The organism is Acidobacteriota bacterium, from assembly GCA_029861955.1.
Lineage (GTDB): Bacteria > Acidobacteriota > Polarisedimenticolia > Polarisedimenticolales > Polarisedimenticolaceae > JAOTYK01.
This window is the reverse complement of the sequence record JAOTYK010000032.1, coordinates 1-25978: the sequence shown is the minus strand read 5'-3', so window position 1 is coordinate 25978 and position 25978 is coordinate 1. Positions and strand designations below refer to the sequence as shown.

21 protein-coding genes are annotated in these 25978 nt (G+C 63.0%); 7 read left to right on the top strand and 14 right to left on the bottom strand.

Annotated elements, in window-relative coordinates; genetic code table 11:
* Positions 1-11: 11 nt before the first annotated feature.
* Genes ctaD through OES25_14095 form a run of 10 tightly spaced genes read right to left on the bottom strand, consistent with a single transcriptional unit; the run spans position 12 to position 11310 of the window.
* Positions 12-1685 (bottom strand): cytochrome c oxidase subunit I, encoded by a 1674-nt coding sequence (gene ctaD, locus OES25_14140; GenBank protein MDH3628783.1) that lies wholly within the window; start codon positions 1683-1685, stop codon positions 12-14.
* Positions 1686-1692: 7 nt separating this feature from the next.
* The gene (gene coxB / locus OES25_14135; protein MDH3628782.1) at positions 1693-2637 is read right to left on the bottom strand and encodes a cytochrome c oxidase subunit II; all 945 of its coding nucleotides are present in this window, start codon (positions 2635-2637) and stop codon (positions 1693-1695) included.
* Positions 2637-3479 carry an SCO family protein gene (locus OES25_14130; GenBank protein ID MDH3628781.1) on the bottom strand — a complete coding sequence of 281 codons (843 nt, stop codon included), beginning with the start codon at positions 3477-3479 and terminating at the stop codon, positions 2637-2639. The genes coxB and OES25_14130 overlap by 1 nt, the downstream gene beginning before the upstream one ends.
* Positions 3476-3802 (bottom strand): hypothetical protein, encoded by a 327-nt coding sequence (locus tag OES25_14125; GenBank protein ID MDH3628780.1) that lies wholly within the window; start codon positions 3800-3802, stop codon positions 3476-3478. Before OES25_14125 ends, OES25_14130 begins: the two co-directional genes overlap by 4 nt.
* Positions 3795-5015: a quinol:cytochrome C oxidoreductase gene (locus OES25_14120; protein ID MDH3628779.1), complete on the bottom strand. Its 1221-nt coding sequence runs from the start codon at positions 5013-5015 to the stop codon at positions 3795-3797. The genes OES25_14125 and OES25_14120 overlap by 8 nt, the downstream gene beginning before the upstream one ends.
* Positions 5012-5713 carry a cytochrome c gene (locus OES25_14115; protein ID MDH3628778.1) on the bottom strand — a complete coding sequence of 234 codons (702 nt, stop codon included), beginning with the start codon at positions 5711-5713 and terminating at the stop codon, positions 5012-5014. The genes OES25_14120 and OES25_14115 overlap by 4 nt, the downstream gene beginning before the upstream one ends.
* Positions 5682-6209: a DUF3341 domain-containing protein gene (locus OES25_14110; GenBank protein ID MDH3628777.1), complete on the bottom strand. Its 528-nt coding sequence runs from the start codon at positions 6207-6209 to the stop codon at positions 5682-5684. The genes OES25_14115 and OES25_14110 overlap by 32 nt, the downstream gene beginning before the upstream one ends.
* Positions 6206-7615, bottom strand: a complete 1410-nt coding sequence (nrfD, locus tag OES25_14105) for a polysulfide reductase NrfD (GenBank protein MDH3628776.1) — start codon at positions 7613-7615, stop codon at positions 6206-6208. The genes OES25_14110 and nrfD overlap by 4 nt, the downstream gene beginning before the upstream one ends.
* Before the next feature lie 9 nt (positions 7616-7624).
* A complete protein-coding gene (locus tag OES25_14100) occupies positions 7625-10663 on the bottom strand; it encodes a TAT-variant-translocated molybdopterin oxidoreductase (protein ID MDH3628775.1) in 3039 nt (1012 codons plus the stop codon).
* Complete coding sequence (locus OES25_14095; GenBank protein MDH3628774.1) at positions 10651-11310, bottom strand: cytochrome c family protein; 660 nt, start codon at positions 11308-11310, stop codon at positions 10651-10653. Before OES25_14095 ends, OES25_14100 begins: the two co-directional genes overlap by 13 nt.
* Before the next feature lie 119 nt (positions 11311-11429).
* On the opposite strand from OES25_14095, the gene OES25_14090 reads away from it, so the two are divergent.
* The 5 genes from OES25_14090 to OES25_14070 are packed head-to-tail and all read left to right on the top strand — an operon-like array spanning position 11430 to position 19693.
* Positions 11430-13175, top strand: a complete 1746-nt coding sequence (locus tag OES25_14090) for an amidohydrolase (protein ID MDH3628773.1) — start codon at positions 11430-11432, stop codon at positions 13173-13175.
* Between the two features lie 44 nt (positions 13176-13219).
* The gene (locus OES25_14085) at positions 13220-13870 is read left to right on the top strand and encodes a TetR family transcriptional regulator (protein MDH3628772.1); all 651 of its coding nucleotides are present in this window, start codon (positions 13220-13222) and stop codon (positions 13868-13870) included.
* Positions 13867-15318 carry an efflux transporter outer membrane subunit gene (locus OES25_14080; protein MDH3628771.1) on the top strand — a complete coding sequence of 484 codons (1452 nt, stop codon included), beginning with the start codon at positions 13867-13869 and terminating at the stop codon, positions 15316-15318. The genes OES25_14085 and OES25_14080 overlap by 4 nt, the downstream gene beginning before the upstream one ends.
* Positions 15315-16505 (top strand): efflux RND transporter periplasmic adaptor subunit, encoded by a 1191-nt coding sequence (locus OES25_14075; protein MDH3628770.1) that lies wholly within the window; start codon positions 15315-15317, stop codon positions 16503-16505. The genes OES25_14080 and OES25_14075 overlap by 4 nt, the downstream gene beginning before the upstream one ends.
* The gene (locus OES25_14070) at positions 16502-19693 is read left to right on the top strand and encodes an efflux RND transporter permease subunit (protein MDH3628769.1); all 3192 of its coding nucleotides are present in this window, start codon (positions 16502-16504) and stop codon (positions 19691-19693) included. Before OES25_14075 ends, OES25_14070 begins: the two co-directional genes overlap by 4 nt.
* Here OES25_14070 and OES25_14065 read toward each other — a convergent pair.
* Positions 19636-20109, bottom strand: a complete 474-nt coding sequence (locus OES25_14065) for an arsenate reductase ArsC (GenBank protein ID MDH3628768.1) — start codon at positions 20107-20109, stop codon at positions 19636-19638. The two genes, OES25_14070 and OES25_14065, sit on opposite strands and share 58 nt — an antisense overlap.
* A gap of 154 nt (positions 20110-20263) precedes the next feature.
* On the opposite strand from OES25_14065, the gene OES25_14060 reads away from it, so the two are divergent.
* The gene (locus OES25_14060) at positions 20264-21016 is read left to right on the top strand and encodes a GntR family transcriptional regulator (GenBank protein MDH3628767.1); all 753 of its coding nucleotides are present in this window, start codon (positions 20264-20266) and stop codon (positions 21014-21016) included.
* Here OES25_14060 and OES25_14055 read toward each other — a convergent pair.
* The 3 genes from OES25_14055 to OES25_14045 are packed head-to-tail and all read right to left on the bottom strand — an operon-like array spanning position 21013 to position 24319.
* Positions 21013-22128 (bottom strand): glycosyltransferase family 4 protein, encoded by a 1116-nt coding sequence (locus tag OES25_14055; GenBank protein ID MDH3628766.1) that lies wholly within the window; start codon positions 22126-22128, stop codon positions 21013-21015. The genes OES25_14060 and OES25_14055 overlap by 4 nt on opposite strands.
* Positions 22125-23030: a sulfotransferase gene (locus OES25_14050; protein ID MDH3628765.1), complete on the bottom strand. Its 906-nt coding sequence runs from the start codon at positions 23028-23030 to the stop codon at positions 22125-22127. The genes OES25_14055 and OES25_14050 overlap by 4 nt, the downstream gene beginning before the upstream one ends.
* Positions 23027-24319, bottom strand: coding sequence for a flippase (locus OES25_14045; GenBank protein ID MDH3628764.1), 1293 nt, complete (start codon positions 24317-24319; stop codon positions 23027-23029). Before OES25_14045 ends, OES25_14050 begins: the two co-directional genes overlap by 4 nt.
* 117 nt (positions 24320-24436) lie before the next feature.
* Between OES25_14045 and OES25_14040 the strand changes: the two genes are divergently transcribed.
* Positions 24437-25978 (top strand): VWA domain-containing protein (locus tag OES25_14040; GenBank protein ID MDH3628763.1); only part of this gene is annotated, 1542 nt, incomplete at its 3' end.

Genomic DNA, 25978 nt, shown 5'->3' with positions numbered 1-25978 from the left:
CTCCAGCTCGCCTAGCTACGTGCCGAATCGTGAACGTATGCGTCAATCGCGGGGTCGTACTCCCAGCGAGAGAAGTCGTAGGGATTGTCGGCCTCGGGAATCTCTTTGAAATTGTCGTGGGGCGGCGGCGACGGCGTCTTCCACTCCAGCGAGTTGGCACCCCAGGGGTTGGCCGGCGCCGGTCGCCCGCGATAGAGCGAGTGCAACAGGCAGAACAGGGAGACGAAGAAACCGGCGGCCATGATGTACGAACCGACGGTCGAGATCTGATGGTAGATCGTGTACTTGTCGAGATAATCGTAATACCGGCGTGGCATCCCCTGGCTCCCCATCACGAACTGGCTGAGGAAGGTGATGTTGAAACCGATGACGATCAGCCAGAACGCCAACTTGGCCGAGGCCTCGTTGTACATGCGGCCGAACATCTTGGGCCACCAGTAGTGCAGGCCACCCATGAACGCGATGACCGTGCCACCGAACATGACGTAATGGAAGTGGGCCACTACGAAGTAGGTGTCGTGAAGATGGATATCCACCGACAGCATCCCCAGGAACAACCCGGTCAGCCCACCGATCGTAAACAGAAACAGGAACGCCAACGCGTAGTACATCGGCGTCTTCAGGACGATGGCGCCCTTGTACATGGTGGCAAGCCAGTTGAAGATCTTGATCGCCGACGGGATCGAGACGCTGAAGGTCAGTAGGCTGAAGACCATGTTGGCCAGCGGCGACATGCCCGTGAACATGTGGTGGCCCCAGACCAGGAAGCTGAGGATCGCGATGGCGATGCTACTGAAGGCGATGAACCTGTAACCGAAGATATGCCGGCGGCTGAAGACCGAGATCAGCTCGCTGATCACGCCCATCGCCGGCAGGATCATGATGTAGACCGCCGGATGGGAGTAGAACCAGAAGAAGTGCTGGAACAGCACCGGGTCCCCACCCAGGGCGGGATCGAAGATCCCCACACCCATCGCGCGCTCCGCGATTAGCAGGAGCCCGGTGATGCCGAGGACCGGTGTAGCCAGGACCTGCATGACCGCCGTTCCGTAGAGACCCCACAGGAAGAGCGGCATCTTGAACCAGGTCATGACCTTCGGTCGTAGCTTGTGAATCGTGACGATGAAGTTCAGTCCGGTGAAGATCGAACTGAAGCCGAGGATAAACACACCGGTCAACATCGAGATGACCGCCGTGCTCGTCGTGGTGCTGTATGGCGTGTAGAACGTCCAGCCCGTATCGACGGCGCCGAGAATCATCGAGGTCATCGAGAACAGAGCGCCGGTAATCCACATCCACCAGCTGGCAAGGTTCAGTCGCGGGAACGCCACATCCTTGGCACCCAGCATCAACGGGAGGACCAGATTGCCCAGGGCGGCGGGGATACCGGGGATGATGAACAGGAAGATCATCACCGCGCCGTGAAGCGTAAACAGCTGGTTGTAGAAGTCCGGATCGACGATGGTCTTGCCGGGGGTCAGTAGCTCGGTACGAACCAGAAGGGCCAGCATGCCCCCCAGGAAGAATGCCGAGAGGATCGAGGCCAGGTACATCACCCCGATCCGCTTGTGGTCGAGGGTGAAGAGCCACGACATGATGCCGCTGGAGTGGTTGAAGTAGTTATCCTGGTGCAGTCCGGACACCTCGGTGCCGGGAGAACCCAGTGTTTTTTCTGAGGTACTCATAGCAACCTCACTCCTGCTCTAGCGTCTTCAGGTACGCGATGATGGCGTTGATGTCATCGTCATTGAATCGTCCCTGAAACGTCGGCATGACAGGATCGAAGCCTGCCGTCACCTTGGCCTTGGGTTCGAGGATCGACTCCCGGACGTAATTCTCGTCGACCAGGATGGATTCCCCGGTGGTGAGTGTTTCCCGACTTCCGTACAACCCGGTAAACGTCGGTGCAATACCGGCGGTGCCGTCGATCGAGTGACACTGCTTGCACCCGAACTTGTTGTAGAGCAACGCACCGACTTCTGCCGGTGGGAATTTATCGTGAAGGTTTGAGGCGTCGGCCATCCACACGTCGAAGGCGTCTCGCGACTCGTGGACCACTAGCTTGGACATCATCGACGAGTGCTCGGTACCGCAGTACTCGGCACAATAGATGTCGAATTCACCCGCTTTGGTCGGCTCGAACCACATCTTTCGATAGCGACCCGGCACCACATCCAGCTTGAGCCGGGACTCCGGGACGTAAAGTGCGTGGATCACATCCTCGGACGACAGGATCAAGGTGACCGGCTCGCCGACCCAGACATGCAGATCGCCATCGACCCAACCGTTGGGATAGGTAAACAACCAGTTCCATTTCTGACCGGTGACCTGGATCTCGTACGCGCCATCCGGCGGCACGGTCATATGTAGGTAGGTCTTGTAGCTCTGCCAGAACAGGACCACGACCAGGAGGCACGGGATCACGGTCCAGAACACCTCGAGTGCGGTGTGATGGGTGACGTTGGAGGACGCCTTCCCGCCCGGCTTCGACCGGTAGCGGAAGACGAAATAGAACATCAGGCCGACGACCAGGAAGAAGAAGAAGGTACTGATCCAGAAGACCAGGTCCCAGTCGGCGTCGACCCGTTCCGCGATGGTCGACATCTGTTCCGGCAGCCAGAAGCTTGAGGCAACCATCAGACGTTCCTCTCGCCCAGCGTGATCGGCACGGGGGGCGTTCTCTTGGCGCCGCTTCGCTCACGGAGCCAGAAGGAAATAAGCACGAGTCCAAAAACGATCACGGTCAGCACGCCGCCGGTACGCATGATCTTCATGGCAACCGGGCCGTAGCGACCCTCGGTGGCATCGTAACCGTAGCAGGAGAGCAGGATTCGCTCGACCGTCGTGCCGATGGCCCCGTTAGACGCCTCCACCAGCGACAACCGCACGGTGTCCGGTTCCCATTTGACCCCGTAGAGGTAACGCGAGATCTTGCCCTCGGGGGTCAGCACCGTCAGCAACGCCGGATGGGCGTATTCCCCGCGATCCTCGACGTAGCGATAGCGAAAGCCGATGGCATCGGCCACCGCGTCGATCTGCTCCTTGCGGCCGGTCAGGAAGTGCCAACCCTCGTCGGCCCCCGGACGCCCCAGCGCGCGGAGATACGTCTGCCGCTTGGATTGGGCCAGGGTGGGCGACTCGGTGGGGTCGATACTGACGGTGAGGATCTGATAGTCCTTCCCGGGCTGCCCCTCCAGATCACCCAGCACGTCGACAAGTCCATCAAGGACCAGAGAGCAGAGCATGGGACAGCGGTAGTAGGCCATGACCAGTACCACCGGCCGCTCGTCCTCGAAGTAGTCCCCCAGTTGAACCGGCCGTCCGCGCTCATCGACGAACTGCGCGTTCAGGGGAACAAGCTGATCCAGCTTCTCGTCGACATCGACGCTGCGCAGATGGGGAGGGATCTCCCCTGCGACCTGGGCCATGACCGGCGACAGGACGCTACACAGGATCGCGATGGCGAGGAGGAATCTCATTTCTGTTCCGCCACGAGTTTCTCGATCGCCGCGTCGATGGGCATCGATACCCGGCCGGTCGCTTCGTCCAGCACGCGGGTCTCCATCAACAGCTGCTTCTGCTCGGTCTGAATCTTGCGAAGCTCTGGATTGACGTAGTCAAACTTCTTGCGATTGGACTCGCCGACGACCGTGGAATGGAAGAAGGCATCCGACAGCAAGACGATGGTGATCAGCAGACCCACCGAAATTGCCGTCACGATCCAGGTGATCGACGCCGTGGGGTCGTTCTTCCCCGGCTCGACCATGGTGAGCGGCTCGTCGTGATGAGAAGAATCATGCATGACCCAACTCCATGGACTCGTGCAAGCGAGGATCCTTGACCGCAACCAGGGAGACACCCGCCAGTCGCCAGATGAACAATGCCAGGAAGATCCCGCCGAGACCGACGAAGCAGGTCACGTCCATCAGATTGAACGCCGGACCGTCCGGTCGGCTGGCCGGGATCACCAGGTAGAACAGATCGAACCAGTGGATCACCAGGACCCAGACCCCGAGAAGACTAAGCAGCGCAGGACGCAGTTTAGGGATACGCGAGATCAGGCCCAAGAACGGCAACGCGAAGTGGCCGACGAGAAGCATAACGCTGAGGAAGACCCAGGTCGTGTTCTGCCGCAACTCGAAGAAGACCGTCTCCTCCGGCATGTTGGCGTACCAGATCAGCATGTACTGCGAGAACGCGATGTACGACCAGAAGACGACGAACGCGAACATCAGCTTGCCCAGGTCGTGGAAGTGCACCGGGTTGACGGCGGGTCCGAGCTTGCCGCTCTGTTTCAGCCGGTGAGTCAGAATCGCACAGAGCGAAAACGCCGCCAGAGCGCTTCCGGCGAAGTAGTAGACACCGTAGATCGTACTGAACCAGTGGGCGCTGAGAGACATCATCCAGTCGAACGCTGCCAGCGTCACGGTCAACGCGTAGGCGATCATCGCCAGAGGCGCCATCCGCTCGAGTCCACTACTGATGGCGACGCCGCCGACGCTATCCTGGCGAACCGAGCGACCGAGATACCACCACGACAATCCACCCCAGACGATGAAGTAGATCGCAAACCGGATTGTGAAGAAGGTCGGATTGAGGAAGCTGGCCTTGTGTTGGAGGATCGCGTCGTGCTCGACGACCGCCGGGATGCTCCACTCGTAGAGGTCGTTCATCCCCCACAGCAACACCAGGGCCGGCACGACCATCGGGATCAGCGTCCAGGCGATCACCTCGGCGATGCGTCGGACCGTGGCATTCCAGCCGGCGCGCACGAGATGCGAGACGAGGACGAAGAACAGCGACCCCAGCCCCAGGCTGAGGAAGTACATGAAGTTGACGAGATAGCTGTGGAAAAACGTCTTGCGCGCCTCGTCCCCGGCCATCGGACCCAGGAAATACGAGACAGCCAGACCGGCGACTCCGATGATCGCGAAGACCACCGCCCAGCGACGCGCCCCGGCCCCAAGCCTCATCTGGGTCGGATCCAGCGTGATCGGTTGTGACGAATGTCTCACTGCGCAGCCTCCTGACCGGCCTGCAGTCCGCCGCCCTGGCTCAGTTGGAGCGCCTTCACGTACGACACGATGGCCCAGCGATCGTCTACCGAGATCTGCGAACCGTACGCCGGCATGTTGCGAACGCCGTTGGTGATGGTGTTGAAGAAGAAACCGATCTCACGTGTCGTCGCGGGATCCTCATGGAGCGACGCCGGCTGAACCCAGGTTCCCTGTGCGAGGAAGTCGGCCCGCTGCGCGATCATCCCATCGCCGTAACCGGCATAACCGTGACACGGCGCGCAGTAGATATCGAATCGATCCTGGCCACGACGAACGAACTCTTCCGTGACCGGGAACGGGATCTCCGTAACGTAACCGCTCTCGGTGAATCCGGTGTCGATGGCACCGACGGTTCGGGACGCTTCGCGGGCGACCGTATGTTCCGGCGCCTCACGCATCGCGCGACCGTCAAGGAATTCGGGATTGGCCTGCTGGGCCTTGTAACGTCCCTGGTTGTCCATGTTGGGCACGATGTGAATCCGCGGCTGTTCCGCCGGAACGCTTCTCATGCGGGCAACCATGGCGAACGGAATCGGCGCGAAACAGGCCAACACCAACAGCGTCACCCACAACCAGCGTGGGACGAGGGATAGATCCGGCAACGGTGGCAGCAGCGGCATCCCGTCAATCCTCCAGAGTCTCGATGTGGTCGGCACCGGTCGATTCAAGAAGCGCCTGGGTCTTCTGTGAATCGAACTGAGGGTCGGCAGCCTCGACAACGATGAAGAACTTGTCCGTGGTCGCGCGCTTGAAGCGCTGACTGCGGAACGTCGGGTGATAGAACTTCGGCAGATTGTTAAAGACGAACAGACAGGCGAACGCAGTCAACGCGCTCAACAGCACGGTGACCTCGAAGACGATCGGAATATTGGCCGGGATGCTCCAGAGCGGCTTGCCGCTGACGACCACCTGGTAGTCGACGGCATTGGTCCACCACTGCAACAGCACGGCTAGCGCGGTGCCGGTGGCACCGGCGCCCATCACGACCCACGGCAGCTTGGGGCTACCGAGACCCATGGCTCCATCAAGTCCGTGCACCGGGAACGGCGTGTGGCAGTCCCACTTCTTGAAACCGGCATCGCGAACCTTCTTGGCCGCCTGCATCAGTTCTTGCGGTGTCTCGTACTCGGCGAGAAGTCCGAAATGACTCATGCTTCCGCCTCCCGACCCTTACGCGGCTGCTGCATCACGCCCTTGACCTCCGAGACCGCGACGATCGGAACGAAGCGGATGAAGAGCAGGAACAGCGTGAAGAACAGGCCGAAACTTCCGATCAGCGTCAGGATGTCGACCCAGGTCGGAATGTACTTGCCCCAGCTGGACGGCAAGAAGTCGCGGCTGAGCGAGATAACGACGATGACGAATCGCTCGAACCACATGCCGATGTTCACCAGGATCGCGACAATCACCATCCCGATCGGCGAGGTTCGCATCCGCTTGAACCAGAAGACCTGAGGCGCCAGCACGTTGCAGCTGACCATGATCCAATAGCCCCATGCGTAGTTGCCCATCGCTCGGTTCATGAACGCGAAGTATTCGTAAGGGTTGGCGCTGTACCAGGCGACGAAGAACTCGACCGAATACGCGTAACCGACCATCAGGCTGGTGGCCAGGATGATCTTGTTCATGTTGTCCAGGTGACGCATGGTGATGACGCTCTTGAGGCCGAACATCGCCCGCACCGGAACCGCCAATAACACCACCATCGCGAAGCCACAGAAGACCGCGCCGGCCACGAAGTACGGCGGGAAGATCGTCGTATGCCAACCGGGAATGATCGAGGCGGCAAAGTCGAAACTAACGACCGAGTGGACCGACAACACCAGCGGCGTCGCCAGGGCGGCAAGGATCAAATAGACCCGCTCGTAGTTCTGCCAGTGTCGATTGGAGCCACGCCAGCCCTGGGCCAGCGCGCCGTAGATGACCTGACGCACCTTACCGGTCGCCCGATCTCGCAGAGTCGCAAGGTCGGGGATCATGCCGACATACCAGAACAACGCCGAGACCGTGAAGTAGGTACTGACCGCGAAGACATCCCACAGCAGCGGGCTGCGGAAGTTGGGCCACATGCTCATCTGATTCGGGATCGGGAACATCCAGTAGGCCAGCCAGACGCGACCGACATGGATCCCGGGGAACAGCCCGGCGCAGATAACCGCGAAGATCGTCATCGCCTCGGCGAAGCGGTTGATACTGGTTCGCCAGTTCTGCCTTAGAAGGAAGAGGATGGCGGAGATCAGCGTGCCCGCGTGGCCGATACCGACCCAGAAGACGAAGTTGATGATCGCGAAGCCCCAACCGACGGGTGCGTTGACACCCCACACACCGATACCGGTCCAGATCAGGTAGCCGACCATCGCAAACAGCATTCCGGTCAGGGATGCGGAGAACCCGAACGCCAGCCACCAAGCCTTGGATGCGGTGGTCCGTTCCGCCAGGCCACAGACGGCGTCGGTGACCGACGCGTAGTCGTGGCCGATGATCAGGGGCGCACGTTCCCCCGGAACATCGTGGGTGTTGTCTAGCGGGTCTCGCTGCCCGGCGGTGATGGATGCCATGATTTCCTTCTATGCCTCACCGGCCCCGTGGCCGGCTTCGGAATGTCCGGGGTTCCTCACACGGGACAGGTAACGCAGTCGAGGACGAACGTTTAGTTCTTCGAGCATGGCGTAGGCCCGCGGATCTTTCTGTTTCGCAAGCACCCGACTACCCTCGTCGTTCAGATCGCCGAACGTGATGGCACGGGTCGGGCAGGCCTGGGCACAGGCCGGCACGACCTCGCCGTCGCGGATCTTACGATCCTCGTTGCCGGCGGTGATCTTGGCGGCAGCGATCCGCTGGGTGCAGAAGGTGCACTTCTCCATCACACCCCGCGATCGTTTGGAGACCTGCGGGTTGTAGATCATCGTCTCCATCGGCGACTGATCGAGATGGTTGTTGAAGTAGTTGAAGCGACGCACCTTGTACGGGCAGTTGTTGGCGCAGTAACGAGTGCCGATGCAACGGTTATAGACCATCACGTTCAGCCCCTCGGCGTCGTGTACCGTGGCCGCTACCGGACAGACCTGCTCACACGGGGCGTTCTCGCAGTGATGGCAGGTGACAGGCTGGAACGAGATCGACGGCGCGTCTGCGTCGCCCTGAAAATAGCGATCGACGCGAATCCAATGCATCTCGCGACCGCGGATCACTTCGTCGCGACCTACGACCGGAATGTTGTTCTCCGACTGACAGGCGACGATACAGACGTTGCAACCCGTACAGTCGTTCAGGTCGATGGTCATGCCCCACTTGTAACCCTCGTATTCGTGGGGTTGCCAGAGGTTGACCTCGTGGGATCCGTGCCCCCCGCCGCCTTCGCCGTGATCGTCGTGCCCCCCGTGGAGGTCCTTGATGTCGATCTCGTGGACCAGGATCGGAACTCGCTCCTCGGTGGTGTCGGTCCCGATGGGGTCGATCGCCCAGTGGTTCTGGGTGGTCGCCAACTTGAAGGACCCGGCCATCGGCTGAACCTGAACCGCAGCCCAGGCCATCGCCTCGCGGGTTCTCAGCGGGTAGGCATCGAAGCCGGCGTCGGTAGCGATCTGTCCTCCGTGACGTCGTCCATAGCCAAGCGCCACGCCGATGGTCTCCGGCGCCTGGCCGGGAAGGATGTAGACCGGAAGCTCCAGACTGTGGCCGCCGTGTTCGACACGCAGCATCTGCCCGTGCTTCACACCGATCGCCTTGGCGGTGGCGACTCCGACAAGCGCCGCGTTATCCCAGGTGAGCTTCGTGACGCTGTCGGGAACTTCCTGGAGCCAACCGTTGTTGGCGAAGCGGCCGTCGCGAACCCGCGCATCGGTGAGGAAGACGACGCGATAACCGGCCTCGGCGGCCGTCGCAAACGAACTTAACGAAGAGACCCAACCGTCGGCGAGCTGTCCCGGCTGCGTCGTCGCCAACTCGGAGTCACGAACGAGCCCGTCGTGCAACGCGCCACGCCACGCTTCGTCACCGATTTGCTGGGCGAAGGTGCTCTTTACGGCGTCGTAGCCGCCGGTGGCTTCTCCCACCAGTGTGGCCAGGATCTCGATGGCGGAACGACCGTTGCGGAGCGGATCGATCAGTGGCTGGGTGACGCTGTAGGTCCCCCGATAGCCGCGGGCGTCGCCCCATGTCTCCAGGTAGTGGGCCAGCGGCAGATGCCAGTCGGCCACCGCAGACGTCTCATCGACGTATCGGCCAGCCCGGATCACGGTGCCGACCTTCTCGAGCGCGGAGGCGAAATTCAGATCGGCAGGGGCGTCGTAGAGCGGGTTCCCCTCAAGGATGACCAGCGTATCGACCTGACCGGATTGCATCTCTTCGACGAGACCCGCGATCGCATCGACGTGATGAGGACGGTTCGCATCGCTCTCTGCGGTAAAGGTCAACGTCTTGCCGATGTTGCCCAGGGCCATGTTCAGGACGCCGACCAGGGCGTGGATCTCGGCCGGCTGTCCGGGGCCAACTGCCAGCAGCGACGCTCCCCGGTGGGCCATCAGGTCCACGATCAGCGAGGCGTCGATCGAAGCGTAGAGAGCGTGGGAGCGGAAACCCTCGAGGGTCTGACGCAACGAGCCGACGCCTGCGGGAAGCTGGAGTCCGGCTTCGAGGAACAGATGCGCCGCTACGCAACCGACATAGGCGGCGATCGAGTGGGTGTCGACGGGAATCCGTCTGTCGGCGACGCTGCCCGTCATCGTGTGACAGCCCTCGACGACGTAAAGACGATTGAACGCATCGTGATGATCGTCGTCGGTCTTGCGACCGGCCACGAAGTCCCGGGCGTAGCGGACGGCGTTGGGATGCTGGGCCAGGAAGTCGTCGTCGAACGAGACGATGACGCTTGCATGGTCGAGCGCCCAGTGGGGACGAAGATCGCGGCCGAACGCCAGTCGGCCGCCTTGACGAATGTTGTCGCGTGAGATCGCCTCGTACTCGACCCATGCCGCCGCAGGGAATCTCTCGGCGAAGTGCCGACGCATCCGCTGCAGTGTCGGCGAGCCGTCGGCGCCGGCCAGGACACGCAACTCGCGACCGCCGTTTGCGGCCTGAGCCGCGAAGTGCTCGTCGGCGAAGGCATCGAACGCGGCCCACTCGGAGGTCTCGACGCCGTCGGTGCCCTTCCGGCAGACGTGGTCGCTGCGATCGGGGTCGTAGAGTTCCAGGAGGCTGGCCTGGGCCAGAAGTCCCGTACTACCAAGGCTGTCGGGATGAAGCTCGTTGCCCTCGATCTTGACCGGTCGCCCGTCGTAGCTGCTGACCACGACACCGCTGGCGACCCCGGAGATCTGCATGGCCGTCGCGAAATGTCGGGGGGTTCCGGGGACGAACCCCTCGGGACGCTCGGAGAACGGAAGGATCTCTTCGCTGGGCCAACGACAGGCGGTCATCCCGGCCAACGCCATCGACGCGCCCATCAACTTAAGGAAGTTACGACGGGAGGCCGGCGTCAACATCTGATCCGCCGAGGCCGGGAACTCGTTCTCGACGAAGGTCCGAAAGTCGTCGGAGTCGGCAAGCTCGTCCAGGCTACGCCAGTACTCGGGTACGGACGTGTCGTCGTGCTTCATCGATGACATGTGCTGCAGTCCTCGCTGGCCTCGACGCCGAGACTCTCCTGGAGCTGTCGCTGTTCCTCTTCGGAACCGGCCTTCCAGGTCATGTCGGTAATCTTGTCGAGGGGACGGAGATTAGGGGCGGGGTTGCGATGGCAGTCGAGACACCAGCCCATGCTGAGAGGTTGGTCCTGCTGGACGACCTCCATGGTGTCGATGCGCCCGTGACACGATACACACCCGACACCACGACGCACGTGGGCACTGTGGTTGAAGTACGCGTAGTCCGGTAGGTCGTGGACCCGGATCCAGTGAACCGGGAGCCCACTCTCGTAGCTGGCCCGGACCGGTTCGAGTTTCTCACTCTCCGTGTGGATCGCGCTGTGGCAGTTCATGCACGTCGAGGTCGGCGGGATCGAGGCGTGGGCCGACTCTTCGACGGTGGAATGACAGTACCGACAGTCGATACCCAACTCCCCGGCGTGGACCGCATGGGAGTACGGCACCGGCTGCTCCGGCTGGTAGCCCACGTCCGTCGTCTTGGGAGACGCACCGAACCAGACCAGCAGCACCAGGTAGACCGGTACGACGCCGAAGGCGACGGCTCCCACGACCGGACGGATGGCGTCCAGCCAGGGCGGAAAGATTAACGGGGATTTTTGATTGCTCATGATTTGGCGGGGGCATCATAGCGATGCCAACTTTCGCTGGCAAGAGAGGTCTTTAGAATCGAAATGCCTGTTAAATTGGCCATCGGCGAGTCGATATTCTGCCCTATCGGGAGCCCCGAATGCGTCACGAAATGATCTGGAATCGGGTCGTTCTTTCAGTTCTGGTCCTGGGGACGGCCTGTGCGCCCCCCCCTGCCGGGCCCGATCGGATCCTGCATGGCGGCAAGATCCTCACCATGGACGTCGAAATCCCCGAAGCCGAGGCCCTCGCGATCTCCGGTGACCGGATCGTCGCGGTGGGATCGACGGCGGAGGTGACCGCGCTGGCCGGGTCCAACACCGAGATCGTCGATCTAGAGGGACAACGGGTCGTCCCGGGCTTCATCGAAGGGCACGGGCATTTTACCGGGATCGGCAGGGCGCTCCAGAACGTCGACCTACGCGCCGCCCGGAGCTGGGACGAGGTGATCGATCTGGTGGCGGACGCCGCGTCTCGTACGAATCCAGGTCAGTGGGTCCTCGGCTGGGGCTGGCACCAGGACGAGTGGGACCAACGCCCGGCCGTGACCGTCGAGGGCTACCCGGTCCATGACTCCTTGAGTCGCCGGGTGCCGGACCACCCCGTCCTGCTGAAACATTCCGCCGGCAGCCACGCGGGGCTGATCAATGCCGTGGCCCTGGAGCTGGCGGGGATCACCGCCGACACGCCCGATCCCGTCGGTGGCAAGATCCTCCGTCACCCCGATGGTCGCCCCACGGGCGTCCTCCGTGAAACTGCCTACGGACTGGCGCTGACTGTTCAGGCCGCCGCCGAGGAGGGAGCCGACCCCGAGACGAGCCGTCGTCTCCGTCGGCGAGAGGTGGAGCTGGCCGCCGAGGAGTGTCTGAGAAACGGGATCACCGGCTTTCACGATGCGGGATCGGACTTCCTCACGGTGGATGTCTTGCGCGAGATGGCGGACTCCGGGGAACTTCCGGTCCGTCTGTGGGTGATGCTCGAGGGATCGAATCAGGAGTTGGCGGAGCGCGCCGGCGACTACCGTTGGGACGGCGTCGGCGACGGCTACCTGACCGTGGGTGGCATCAAACGTTACATGGACGGGGCCCTGGGCAGTCACGGTGCCTGGCTCCTGGAACCCTACAACGACCTCCCCGAGACCTCGGGCCTCAACACCCACTCCATCGAGTCCATCGAACAGACGGCCCGGATCGCCCTCGAGCACGGATTTCAGTTCTGTGTGCACGCCATCGGAGATCGGGGCAATCGGGAGACGCTCGATCTCTTCGAACGGATCTTCGCCGAGTATCCCGACGTCAACGACCTGCGCTGGCGGATCGAGCATGTCCAGCATCTACACCCCGACGACATCCCGCGATTCGCGGAGCTCGGGGTCATCGCGGCGATGCAGGGAGTTCACTGCACCTCCGACGCGTCCTGGGTCCCGACTCGCCTGGGAGACCAGCGATCGCGGGAAGGGGCGTACGTCTGGAGATCGCTTCGTGACAGCGGTGCCGTGGTGATCAATGGGACCGACGCGCCGATCGAGGATGTCGATCCGTTGGCCAACTTCTACAGCGCGGTGACGCGACGCCCGGCAGGCGGGGATCCGTTCTACCCCGAGCAGGCGATGACGCGGCTCGAGGCCTTGCGGGCGGCGACGCTGGATGCGGCGTATGCAGCGCGGATGGAGGACCGGGTCGGCTCGCTGGCCGTCGGCAAGCTGGCCGATCTCGTCGTTCTCTCCGACGACCTGCTCACGGTACCCGAGGAGCGGATTCCCGAGATCCGAGTACGGCTGACGATGGTGGGCGGGAAGATCCGCTATCGAAGAGACGTCCTTGACGAGGAGGGGGCCCTCGACTAACATTCAAACAGTCGTTTGAAACAAACGTTTGTCGGGAGTGGCCCGTGACCACCGCCAGCGAGAAGAAGGGTCAAGGCACAAGGGAAAAGCTGCTGGATGCGGCGGAACGACTGTTCGCCGATCAGGGCTTTAACCGGACCTCCCTTCGGGATATCACCGCCGCAGCCGAAGCCAACCTGGCGTCGGTCAACTACCACTTCGGCTCCAAGGAGCGCTTGATCCAGGAGATCTTCAAGCGCCGGCTGGGTCCGATCAACGAGGCCCGCATGGCGGCGCTCGATCGGGTCGAGCAGCAGGTCGATCCGGTCTCGCTGGAATCGGTGGTGGAGGCGTTCGTCGGTCCCGCCCTGCGCATGTGTCATCAGTGGGATCAAAAGGGTTCGGTCTCTCGGCTTCTGGGGAACGTCATGAACCAGCCGGACGCTCGACTGAAGGAGCAGTTCGTCGATCAGTTCCGCGACGTCGTGGCACGTTTCTCCCGGGCTCTCTCGTCCCGACTACCCGACCTGCCCCCGGATGAGATCCACTGGCGATTCCTCTTCATGGCCGGGCTGATGGCCCATACGATTCTCTGGTCCCACGACATGCCACGCCTTCCGGGTGGGCTGTCCTACGACGACGATGTCGAATTGACGATCCGCCACCTGGTCGGCTTCACCTGCGCCGGCATGCGTAGCGACGCGATCCCGCGATGAGAGCGGCGGTCTTCTTGCTGGCAGCGCTACTGGGGGTGGGCTGCGCTCGTGCTCCGGTTGTCACGATGCCGGTGTCATCCACGCCTCCCGATCGATTCACGGCGACGCTCGAACAGACCCCGGCGTCCGAGACTTTCGAAGCGGATGCCTGGTGGACCCAGTTTGGGGATGCCCAACTCAACCACTGGGTCGAACGTGCGTTGGAGCAAAATCGAGACCTCGAAGCCGCCGCCGCCCGGGTGGATCGCGCCGCGGCCGAGGCCAGGATCCGTGGAGCGGATCTTCGCCCATCGGTCTCCTTCGATCCTTCGTTCTCCAGGCAGCGACAGAATTTCATCGGTCTCCCGATTCCCGGTAGCAGCGGGAACGTCCTCAGCACGACCACCAGCCGCTACGGCGTCGGGCTCAATTCGCAGTGGGAGGTCGACCTCTGGGGTCGTCTCCGTGCCGCGTCCCGTGGCGCGATGGCCGACTTCCAGGCGACCCGTGCGGACTACCGCGGGGCTCGACTCTCGCTGGTGGCCCAGACCGTGCGCGCATGGTTCTCGCTGCTGGAAGCCGACGATCAGCTTGCGTTGGCCCGCGACAGCGAGACCAGCTTCAGAGATTCCGCCGAGCAGGTTCGATCGCGATTCGAGTCGGGGCTCAGGCCCGCCATCGAGTTGCGTCTTGCTCTCTCCAGCCTGCACGGCGCCGAGGCGCTGGTCGAACGGTGGCGACAACAACGAGACGCCGCCATGCGGCAGTTGGAGATCCTCGTCGGCGATTATCCGGCGGGGCGGCTGGCGGGTCCGGAGAAGATGGGACCGCTACCGGACCTCCCACCGTCCATTCCCGTCGGTTTGCCGGCGACCCTGATCGCTCGACGACCGGACCTCAGTGCCGCGGAACGAAGGATCCAGGGAGCCGAGCAACGTACGCTCGCGGCGAGACGGTCGCTCTATCCCCGGCTGACGCTGACCGCCGGGGCCGGCACCGTCAGCGACGATCTTGGCGATCTCCTCGACGGCGACTTCCGCGTATGGAATATCGCCGCCGGGATCTTCCAACCGATTTTTCAGGGCGGACGACTTCGAGCCGACGTCGAACGCAACCAGCAGATCCAACGAGAGCAGGTCGCCGCGTTCCAGGCCGCCGCCCTCCGCGCCTATGGCGAGGTCGAATCCGCGTTGGTGGCCGAGGAGGCTCTCGCCCGTCGGCTGGGCCACCTGAACCAGGCCTCCGAGCAACTTCTGGCGGCGGTGCGGCTGGCGGAGGACCGCTACCGCAACGGGATCGGTGACTACCTGACCGTTCTCGAGAGTCAGACTCGCGCCCTGCAGGCGCTGACCAGTTCCATCGGCGCACGACGTCAACTCCTCGACAATCGCATCAGCCTGCACCTGGCCCTAGGTGGTGGGTTCGATCGCGCTTCCGACCGGATCGATCCGACGGAGACTTCCCGATGACTCGACGCAAGACCCCTCTCCTCAAAGTCGTCGCACCGATCGCCGTGCTGGCGATCTTCGGCCTCATCGCCTGGGTCCTGGTCGCGACGGCCAAAGATGCCGAGACTCAGATCCCGGAACCGATCCGCCCCCTCGTTCGAACGATGGTCGTCGAGCCGGAGAGCACGCGTCTCGTGGTTCGCAGTCAGGGCACCGTGAGCCCCAGGACAGAGAGCGAGATCGTGGCCGAAGTGTCCGGTCGAGTGACGTGGGTCAGCGCCCAGTTCGTTGCCGGCGGGTTCTTCGACAAGGGTGTTCCACTCCTGCGGATCGACTCTCACGACTACACCGAGATCGTTCGCGAGGCCGACGCCCGGGTGGCACAGGCCGAGTTGCGTCTCGCTCGGGAAATTGCCGAGGCCGAGATCGCCCGGCAGGAATGGGAATCGCTTGGCTCCGGCGAGACGGCACCGCCGTTGACCCTGCGAGTCCCACAGGTTGCCGAGGCCGAGGCGACGTTAGAGGCGGCCCGCGCCGGTCGTTCCCGTGCTCAGCGCGACCTCGCCCGCACCGAGGTCGCCGGCCCCTACGAGGGCCGCATTCGAGTCAAACATGTGGACATCGGTCAATTCGTCAATCGGGGAACCCCGGTCGCAACGGTCTATGCCGTCGATTACGCGGAGGTTCGTCTTCCGCTCCCAGACTCGCAACTGGCCTACGTCGATCTCCCGTTGGACTACCGTGACGGCTCCGCTCGTCTGACCGGCCCCGAGGTCGTTCTGTTGGCGGAGTTTGCCGGTGAGACCCATCGCTACTCGGGCCACATCGTCCGCACCGAAGGCGAGATCGACCCACGCAGCCGGATGGTGACGGCGGTCGCGCAGGTGGCCGATCCGTATGCCCGTGGTGATGAACGCTCACGCCCCCCTCTGGCCGCCGGGATGTTCGTCGAGGCGGAGATCATCGGCCGCGAGGTCGAAGACGTCCTACGGCTTCCTCGCGCTGCGCTGCGTCAGGACGGAACCGTGTTGCTGGTTGATGACGACAGGCGGCTTCGTTTTCGAACGGTGCAAGTCCTGCGTGCCACCGACAGCGACATCCTGGTTACGGGCGGGCTGTCCAGCGGTGATCGAATCTGCCTCTCGCCCCTGTCCGCGGTGACGGACGGCATGCAGGTCCGCATCGCCGGAGAGGACGACCCGTCGTGAATCGTGCGATCGAATGGTTCGCAACCAACACCGTTGCGGCCAACCTGATCATGGTGCTTGTGATCGTCGGCGGACTCGTCTCGATCGTCGGTCTCCCTCTCGGCAAGATCAACATCGACTCGGCGATCCGTCAGGAGGTCTTCCCGGAGTTCTCCCTGGATCTGCTGACCATCACCGTCCCCTACCTCGGTGCCTCCCCGGAAGAAGTGGAGGAGGCGGTCTGCGTGCGGATAGAGGAAGCGATCCTTGGTGTGGACGGCGTCAAACGCGTCACGTCGAACGCCGCCGAGGGGATGGGGGTTGCCACCGTCGAACTGATGCTGGGCGAGGACATCCGTCGGGTCCTGGACGACGTTCGCTCTCGCATCGACGCGATCGACACGTTCCCCGCGGAGACGGAGCGCCCCGTGATCCGCGAACTGACCAACCGACGTGAAGTCATCGACATCGCCGTCTCCGGTCCCGCCGACACCCGGGCGCTGCGTCATCTTGCCGACCGCGTTCGGGACGACCTGGCCCGCCTACCGGAGATCACGCTGACGGAGGTCTCCACCTCCCGGGAGTTCGAGATCTCGATTGAGGTCTCCGAGGCCGATCTTCGTCGTCACGGACTGACCCTTGGATTCGTCGCCGATGCCGTCCGACGTTCGTCTCTGGACCTTCCCGGTGGCCAGGTCAAGACCGAGGGTGGCGAGATCCTGCTCCGAACCAGCGGGCAGGCCGAGACCGGCGTTCAGTTCGAATCGCTGGTGTTGCTGGCGCGACCCGACGGCACCCGCCTCCTGCTCGGCGACGTTGCCACGGTCCGCGACGGGTTCGCGGATACCGATCAGTGGGCCCGCTTCAACGGCCATCCCGCACAGATAGTGCAGGTCTTTCGTGTCGGCGATCAGGATGCCCTGTCGATCGCCAGCGCCGTCGAGAATTACATCGAGCGGGTCGAGCCCACGCTTCCCGAAGGCATCGAGCTGACGACGTGGAATGACGCGTCACGGATTCTCCGCGGTCGTCGAGACCTACTGGCTCGCAACGGCATGACCGGTCTGGCCCTCGTGTTCCTCAACCTGGCGTTGTTCCTTCGCTTCCGCCTCTCGTTCTGGGTCGGCATCGGACTCGTGATCGCCTTCCTCGGCGCGTTCTGGATGATGCCCATGTTGGACGTGTCGATCAATTTGATCTCGCTATTCGCGTTCATTCTCGTGCTGGGGATCGTGGTCGACGACGCGATCGTCGTCGCGGAGAACATCCACTCGCATCAGCGTCGGCACGGAGACATGCTTCGTGGCGCGATCGAGGGAGCGCAGGAGATGGCAATCCCCGTTACGTTCGCCGTCTTGACGACGGTGGCGGCGTTCAGCCCGCTCCTCTCGGTCCCCGGCTCGACCGGCAAGGTGATGGCCGTCATCCCTCTGATCGTCATCCCCTGCCTGCTGTGGTCGCTGGTGGAATCGCTCTGGGTGTTACCGGCCCATCTGGCCCATGGCGATCGTCCGCTGACGGAATCCCACGGCTGGCTGGCCACCCACTGGAATCGTGTGCAGCAGGGAGTCGCCGGAGGGCTGCGAAAGTTCATCGCCCGCGTCTACCAACCGGCGTTGGACTTCGCCCTCGAGTGGCGGTACCTGACCCTCGCCGTCGGGTTGGCGTTGCTGATCCTGACGGGCGCGATGATCAAGTCCGGGACGGTGCGGTTCATCTTCTTCCCCAACGTCGAGTCCGACATCATCGCGGCGTCGATCACACTGCCACCGGGGACTCCGGCTCAACAGACCTCCGAGGCGGTACGAACGCTGGAGGAGGCGGCCGAACGATTACGGACGGAGGTCGTCGCAGAGACCGGCCAGGATCCGTTCGTGAACCTGGTCGCCGTGGTGGGCGAGCACCCGTTCAGCCGTGCACAGGCGCAGAACGGGGGCGGATTCGCGGCGCGTGAGATCTCCGCAAACCTCGGCGAGTTGACCATCGAGCTCCTTCCCTCCGAGGAACGAAGCATCGGCAGCGAAGACCTGGCAAACCGCTGGCGAGAGATGGCCGGGAGGATTCCCGACGCGATCCAGACCAGCTTCACATCGTCGCTATTCTCCCCCGGCGACGACGTCAACGTGCAGCTGACCGGGCCCGATCTCGACGAGTTGCGTCTCGTCGCCGATCAACTCAAGACAGAGCTGGGGAACTTCGCCGGGGTCTATCAGATTTCCGATTCGTTCCGCGACGGCAAGCGTCAGATCGATCTGGACATCAAGCCACGGGCAGAGATCCTCGGGCTGACTCGATCGGACCTTGCCCGTCAGGTTCGTCAGGCGTTCTACGGCGAAGAGGCCCAGCGGATCCAGCGGGGGCGGGATGATGTTCGAGTGATGGTCCGATTCCCCGAGGACGAAAGACGCTCGCTCGCCAACCTCGAGAACATGCGGGTGCGAACACCGTCCGGAGACGAGATCCCGTTCAGCACCGTCGCCGCAGTTCGCGATGGACGCGGCTACGCCAGCGTTCGACGGGTCGACCGGCGACGGGCGATCAACGTCACCGCCGATGTCGACGCGGCGCAGGCGACACCGGGGAAGATCATCGAACAGGTGCAGCGCGAGCTGCTCCCGGGAATATTGAGGGACCACCCGGCGGTGGGTTACACCTTCGAGGGCCAACAGTCGGAACAGCGTGAGACCCTCGGCGGACTCATGCGTGGGTTCGTGGTGGCGCTGATCGTCATCTTCGCGCTGCTCGCGGTCCCGTTGCGCTCTTACCTTCAGCCCGTCTTGATCATGGTCGCGATCCCGTTCGGACTGGTGGGTGCCGTGTGGGGACACGTCGTCCTGGGCATGCCGTTGACGATCCTGTCGATGTTCGGTCTCGTGGCGCTAACGGGCGTGGTCGTCAACGACAGCCTCGTGCTTGTCCATCACATCAACCGTCAGCGGGAAACCGCTAGCACCGTGTTCGATGCGGTGCGCAACTCCGGTGCCAGTCGCTTCCGCCCGATCCTGTTGACCTCGATGACGACCTTCTTCGGGCTGGTTCCGCTGATGCTGGAACGAAGCATGCAGGCCCGATTCCTCATTCCGATGGCGGTGTCGGTCGCGTTTGGCGTGGTGTTCGCGACACTGATCACGCTGGGACTCGTCCCGTCGTGCTACCTGATCCTCGAGGACATCCGCGGATTGTTCTCCAGCAAACGGGGCAACGTGTAGACCCAGGCGCGAATCTGGTCCCTGACATCGCGGTAGACCCTCAGGATCTCCGCCTCGTCCTCCATCCCCGCGGTCCTTCCCGGTGGGTCGGGAAACGACTGATGCAGGTGGCGAACGCCGGTCGGTGGCAGCGGGCAGGCACCCCGGGCGGCATCACAGACGGTGACGACCAGGTCGACATCACTTACGGACTGCACGTCGTACGGAGTCGACTGGTATCCGGTCATGTCGACGCCTGCCTCGGTCATGACCTGGATGGCCCGGGGATCCAACCCCTTGGGTGCGCTCCCCGCAGAGGAGGGCTCGACGGTCTCCCCCATCAGCTGCCGGGTCCACGCCTCGGCCATCTGGGAGCGACAGGAGTTCCCGGTGCAGAGGAAGAGAAGGGTGGTTCGGGACGCCTTTTGACCGGTCATGGGCTTCATCCTAGCAGAGACCACGCCCCTAAGTCGTTGAAAACAAGGGCCAAAAAAGATTCTACAGGTCAATACCCGTCATTAGGAACAACTCCGGGTATCTTGGTGTTACAGGTGACGGGGGGACACACAGCTTGTGAGAGAGGGATCCACGATGATGCATCTTCCGTCCTCGTCCGATGTCGACAGTGGTCTGGAGCGCGTCCGCGCCCGTCTTCTGTCGGATCTCCATGAAGGGCGGCTCCAGCCCGGTGACCGGGTTCCCTCGGTCCGGCGGTTGGCCGACCTGACGGGGATGAACCGTAAGACGATCCATCGGGCCTACACGTCCCTGGCCCTCGAGGGGCTTCTCGAGGCCCGCCCGGGAAGCGGCACCTACATCTCCAAGAGTCCCGGCCAGCGAGCCGCCGACTTTCCCGTCGATGAGCTGATGCTGGCGTTGAGCCATTCCCGCGAGGAGGCGATGGCGTTGCATGTCGATCCCGCTGCATTCGTGGCATTCCTCTGTGCAGGTCTCGCCAACGGGCTCCAGGGCACACCGGTCACCGTGGCGGAGTCCAGCGATGAACGAGGGTCGGTCCTCTGCCGTGCACTCGGGGAACAGCTCCAGGTCGAACCAAGATTTCTGCGGATTCAAGATCTGGAAGACGACCCCCAGAAGGCCATCCGCGGTACACGAGTGGTCGTCACGACTGCCGAACACAAGGAACCGCTGACCAAGGTCTTTGGACCTCTCGGCATCTCGGTCTTCTCGGTCGACCGCGAGAGCCGCGCTCCACGATCGACCTCCGGGAGCGCAATGGAGACCCGCCAGTGGAACCTGCTACCGGAATCGGTAGAGAACCTGAAGGCGACGCTCTCCATGGATCTGGCGCTTCGGCAGGCCGCCACCCGCAGAGTCTGCTAGGCCCCCAGTACCGTTGAGAACACGTCGTCCCACCGTTCCATGTGGTGACGAAGTCCGAATCGACGGACATGATCCGTGGCCCGCGCGACACGACGACGTCGCTCCTCCGGGTCCTCGATCACGGTCTTCAGCGTCGTGGCCAATGCGTCGATGTCCTCGGCCGGAACCAGCCAGCCATCCTCCCCGTCACGAATGATCTCTGCGGGGCCCGACGGGCAGTCGGTGGCAACGACCGGCACACCGGCGTCCATGGCCTCCAGGATCACGTTGCCGAACCCTTCGTAGCGGGACGAGAGGACGAAGAGACCCGACTGGCGTAGGAGGCCAAAGGGGTCGGCCAATAGCCCGGTGAAGACCACCCGATCCCGGAGTCCGAGTTGATCCCGTTGTCGTTCCAGAGCCGCCCGATCTTCCCCCTCGCCCACGATCGCCAGCGACCAGTCCGTCTGTTCCGCCACACGCCCGAAGGACTGCAGCAGGAGGTCGAAGCCCTTCTGCCGGGTCAGGCGTCCGATCCCGACGGCAAAGCGACCCGGCGTCAGACCCTCCGGCAGCGGGGCCGATGCGTCCACAGCCGGACGCGGAACGTGAGGATTGTGAATCACCGTCCGGCGACTCCGTGGAATCCAATCGAACGATCGATCGATTCCGTGACTGATGCTCACGACGTGATCCGCAAGTGGATAGCAGAGACGTCTCAGGATTCGCCATGCGGGGCCGTCGTCCTGTCGGATGGGATCGATTCGTTGCGAGACGACGACAGGAAGACGCAATCGCTGACAGGCAAGAATGCTAAGAACGTTGGTCGCGTCCATGAAGGAGATGACCAGGTCCGGAGCGAGCTGCCGCAACGTGTCGGTGATCGAGGAGAGGCGCCGAAGGTTCCGTTGGACCGCCCTCGCGAATCCCGGACGATAGCCGCCAAGGTCCAACGCAACCCGTTCGACGCCGAGGGGGACAGGATAGAAATCGTGGGTCGGAGCCAGGAGCGTCACGAGCGTCACCCGGATTCCACGATCGACAAATTCTCCGGCGATCGTGGTCGCCACGCGTTCCGCGCCGCCGCCCTGAAGCGACGAGATGACCAACGCGATGTGATCCGGTCGTGTCATGGCTGCGTCCAACTCGAAAGGTCCTTCCCGAGGACATCCTCGAGCCGACGAATCCCCGGTCGCAGTTCATCAAGAAGGTCGCTTCGGATCGTGGGGTCCAGCGGTGAACGGGTCTGTGGGCCGGCGTTCGCCGCAAGCATCTTTCGGCGGAGTTCGTTGCGGTCGTGAAAACCGGGCATCAGTTTTCGACCGATCCAACGCACGGCCGGCGGCGGTCGCAGAAGGAAGTTCTGGAGCGGTCGGAAGCGCACCTTCTTCGCGGGGTTGATCACTTCAAGTTCGGTGGTGAAATCCGGATCTATCTCGAGGAACCGAAGGGTATCGCGGAAGACCTGTGCGGTCTCGCGACGAAAGTCGTCAAAGAGAATCACGCGGACGCGGTCGGACCCGAAGACCTCCAGGTAGCGTTCGACCTGGGGCGCATAGTCCGCAATGGCGCGATAGTGAAGCTGTTCGGGGAAGGTCACGTTGGCGGGTAGGCGCTCCCCGTCTCGTCTGGCCGACTCGGCCGAGAGCGCGTCCTGGAACGACGTGAGATCCTCGTCGTCGTTGTAGAGCAATTGACTGTGCAACGAGTAGAGCATCTCCACCGGCTGCCGAAGCATGATGACGATCCGCGCATCGGGAACCCTCTGCCGGATCTCCTGCGCGGCAGCACGGGTGTAGAGATACCAGACCGACCCATCCCCGAGTCGGGTCTCCGCTCCGGCGGTGGCAAAGTACATCGCAAGGTACTCGTCCCAACTCTGACGGGGAACGCGCAGGTCCATATCGGACCCGAAGAAATTCAGTTCCTTCTCCGGGGGGATGTAGACGTCGGGATGCCGAGACAGATACTCACACATCGCCGTCGTGCCGCTCTTGACGGCACCGACCACGAAGAAGTTCGGCGCACGACTCATCGGTGACTCCTCAGCCCCAGAACCGACGGGTCCAGCCCGAGTCGCCGACGAGCACGTAGAACCAGAGCGATGTTCCAGAGAATCGTGCTGCTGGCGGTAGCCACCGCAGCCCCCAACATGCCGAAACGCGGGATCAGAACGATGTTCAGAGTGATGTTCAACAACGCGCCGACACCGAATCCGATCGCGGCGTCCCGTTCGTGGCCCGTCATGATCAACAGCACGCCCACACTTCCCATCAGAACGTTGACCATCTGGCCTACGACGAGGATCGTCAGAGGCCGTGCGGCGGCGAGATACTCGGCGCCGACGAACGACAGAATGGGTTCGCGGAGCAGAATCAGCAGAACCACCGGCCCGATCGTCAATACGCTGACGATTCGAACACTGCGGGTCATGGTCTTCTGGAGAGCACCAAGGTCCCGTCGTTCCCAGAGGTTCGAGACCTGCGGCGCAACCGCCGCGTTAAACGCATAGAGGAAGAACGGAACCAACGTAGAGAGGTAGACCGCGATCGCGTAGACCCCTGCAACGCTCTTTCCGCGAAGCGGACCCAACATCAACAGATCGGTCTGTGCGTTGATGACCTGAAGTCCACCCAGCACGACGAGCGACGCCGACGCCTTCATCCAGCCGGGAGGTGGTGCGGCGGAGGTGGCCGTCTTGAACGTGTCCGGCCAGGCTCGGAGCAGCAGCGCCGCCGCGATGACGAACGCAAGCAGGTTGGCCGCAAGGTTGGCCGTCACGGCTCCCCCGGCACTCAGCCCCCACACGCCCATCATCGGGAGCACGACCACCGCCACTGCGAACGCACCCGGACGCACCAGGTACTCCGGCGTCTGCGAGGCGGTGACTCGATTAAGCCCCTGAAGGGCACCCTGCCGTAGGCGTGTCAGCGCAACGACGGGAACGAGAAGAAGCGCAAGACGGATCGCATTGCGGGTCTCGTCGTCGTAGTGATCGTAGAGCAGCCACAGCAGGCCGATGGCGATAACACCCACGAAGAGCGATCCAAATGCCACGACGCCGTTGCCACGACCCCACAAGCCTCTGGACCGGGTCCAGTCCCCGGACGCTCGACTGGTGGCGACCTGCCGGAGCAACAACTGGTCTGCCCCCACCAGCGCCGGAATACCCAGCACGCTGGCCCACGCCATGGCCTGGGTATAGGCGCCGTAGCCCGCCGCCCCAAGGCGACTGGCCAACCACCAACTCGTGAAGGTGGAAAGCGCCAGCGCCACGAGGCGCAGGACGGTGCTGCCGGTGGCGTTCAGTGAGAGAGGTGGCATCGACCTCTAGCTTACCAATGATGGGGGACGACCGGGCAAGACGTCGTGACGGAGATTCAGCACGAATCGACACGGGGTGCTGGTCTCTCCCCGGCGCCCGGACGTATTCTCTTATGGATGAATCCCGTCGCTGTGATTCCAATCGCCTGCATCATCGCCGTCGCCACATCGCTCGGCATTGCCCAGGATCCCGCTCCGACCGAGTTTGACATCGAATCGACAGTCCGTCTTCGGAGCGTCCGGTTGCGACTGCTCACCCCACCGGCGGCCCCCGACCATCATTGCGACGAACTGACCCTCGATGATCTCGAGGTCCGTGTCGAGGGGCTCCCCCTGACCCGTGCGGACTATGTCGAACTCGACCGAACCCGTCGCCCGACCGTCCATGCTCTGCTCGTCGATACGAGCGTGAGCATCGCCCGGGTCATCGAGCCAATCCGCTCGGCGGCGTCGCACTACGCTCGACAGATCGACTGGTCGTTGGACTCGGCCTTCCTCGCCCATTTCGGCGACGGCGTCATTCTCTCCACGGCCGAGTCGAGAGACCCGGACGAGGTCGTCCGCGGGCTTCGCGCTCTGCGACCGGGCGGGCAGACGGCGCTCTACGACGCGCTCGTCCTGACGATGATGGAGTTTGACGATCGTCTGGAGCGCCCGGTGATCGTCCTGTTGACCGACGGAGAGGACTCGGGCAGCCTCCACGAGCGCCGGGACGTGATGCGGTACGCCGCCGAACGCCCGGATCTGGCGGTCTTCGTGATCGGTGTCGGACTGCCTCCCATCAACGCCAGATCGGGCGACTCGGCCTCGACCCGCAAGTTTCTCGAGCGACTGGCCAGGAGAACCCGCGGGCGTTACTTCAACTTGCCGACGGTCCACACCGTCAGACCGACTTACAACCAGGTTCGATCTCTGCTGGACCGAGAGGCGGAGCTGACGGTGAGAGACCCGTTCCCGGATGATTCACCCCGCCCCTTGCGGGTGCGATCAAAACGTCTCGGCTGCAAGATCGAGACGCTCTTCGAGGTAGATGAGCAACGACGCGATGCAGGCACCGAAACCGTCGACCTGAGCGATCAGGCGTTACCGAAGTTGGTCGATTTGCGCGAACGGATTCCCGATTACTCCGTTCACGACGGGTGTGACGGCGCGGTGCACGTTCGGACAGACTCGGCAACCCGTGTCATTTCGGGCTGCGCGCTGGGTGTCACGATGCAAACCGGTTCCCTATTCTCCGCCACCACCGTCAAACACCACGAATTCAATAGCTGGCTGAAGCTTGGATTGAGGCCGTTCCGCTTCGGGGTACCCCCGTTGGCGGAGCTTCCACGAAGCGCCGGTGAAGCGCTCGAATTCACGCTGGACGACATTCCGGAATCGCTACCGAAGACCGACCCACGAAAACGACCTGCGTCGAGCCACGGACGCCCGTATCACGACATCCCGTCATGGACCGACGGCTGGAGTTGGTTCGGTGAACGACGCTTGCTTGCCGGCGAGTTCGCGAAGCTCCCGGATGTTCGGGAATGGCTGAAGAAGACTCTGGATCGCGAGGCGATCCAGCAGCGTCAGATCCTGAAGCGTCAGGTGCGGCAACGATTCCCGACGTTCTCGGTGGAAGATCAGGAGCGTATGGTCGAGCTCTCCCCTGGAGGACAA

What these genes read in the sequence shown, in the direction of transcription:
- ctaD (MDH3628783.1), bottom strand. Translation starts at nt 1,685, where the DNA reads ATGAGTACCTCAGAAAAAACACTGGGTTCTCCCGGCACCGAGGTGTCC.
- coxB (MDH3628782.1), bottom strand. Translation starts at nt 2,637, where the DNA reads ATGGTTGCCTCAAGCTTCTGGCTGCCGGAACAGATGTCGACCATCGCG.
- OES25_14130 (MDH3628781.1), bottom strand. Translation starts at nt 3,479, where the DNA reads ATGAGATTCCTCCTCGCCATCGCGATCCTGTGTAGCGTCCTGTCGCCG.
- OES25_14125 (MDH3628780.1), bottom strand. Translation starts at nt 3,802, where the DNA reads ATGCATGATTCTTCTCATCACGACGAGCCGCTCACCATGGTCGAGCCG.
- OES25_14110 (MDH3628777.1), bottom strand. Translation starts at nt 6,209, where the DNA reads ATGAGTCATTTCGGACTTCTCGCCGAGTACGAGACACCGCAAGAACTG.
- nrfD (MDH3628776.1), bottom strand. Translation starts at nt 7,615, where the DNA reads ATGGCATCCATCACCGCCGGGCAGCGAGACCCGCTAGACAACACCCAC.
- OES25_14100 (MDH3628775.1), bottom strand. Translation starts at nt 10,663, where the DNA reads ATGTCATCGATGAAGCACGACGACACGTCCGTACCCGAGTACTGGCGT.
- OES25_14095 (MDH3628774.1), bottom strand. Translation starts at nt 11,310, where the DNA reads ATGAGCAATCAAAAATCCCCGTTAATCTTTCCGCCCTGGCTGGACGCC.
- OES25_14090 (MDH3628773.1), top strand. Translation starts at nt 11,430, where the DNA reads ATGCGTCACGAAATGATCTGGAATCGGGTCGTTCTTTCAGTTCTGGTC.
- OES25_14080 (MDH3628771.1), top strand. Translation starts at nt 13,867, where the DNA reads ATGAGAGCGGCGGTCTTCTTGCTGGCAGCGCTACTGGGGGTGGGCTGC.
- OES25_14075 (MDH3628770.1), top strand. Translation starts at nt 15,315, where the DNA reads ATGACTCGACGCAAGACCCCTCTCCTCAAAGTCGTCGCACCGATCGCC.
- OES25_14065 (MDH3628768.1), bottom strand. Translation starts at nt 20,109, where the DNA reads ATGACCGGTCAAAAGGCGTCCCGAACCACCCTTCTCTTCCTCTGCACC.
- OES25_14060 (MDH3628767.1), top strand. Translation starts at nt 20,264, where the DNA reads ATGATGCATCTTCCGTCCTCGTCCGATGTCGACAGTGGTCTGGAGCGC.
- OES25_14055 (MDH3628766.1), bottom strand. Translation starts at nt 22,128, where the DNA reads ATGACACGACCGGATCACATCGCGTTGGTCATCTCGTCGCTTCAGGGC.
- OES25_14050 (MDH3628765.1), bottom strand. Translation starts at nt 23,030, where the DNA reads ATGAGTCGTGCGCCGAACTTCTTCGTGGTCGGTGCCGTCAAGAGCGGC.
- OES25_14045 (MDH3628764.1), bottom strand. Translation starts at nt 24,319, where the DNA reads ATGCCACCTCTCTCACTGAACGCCACCGGCAGCACCGTCCTGCGCCTC.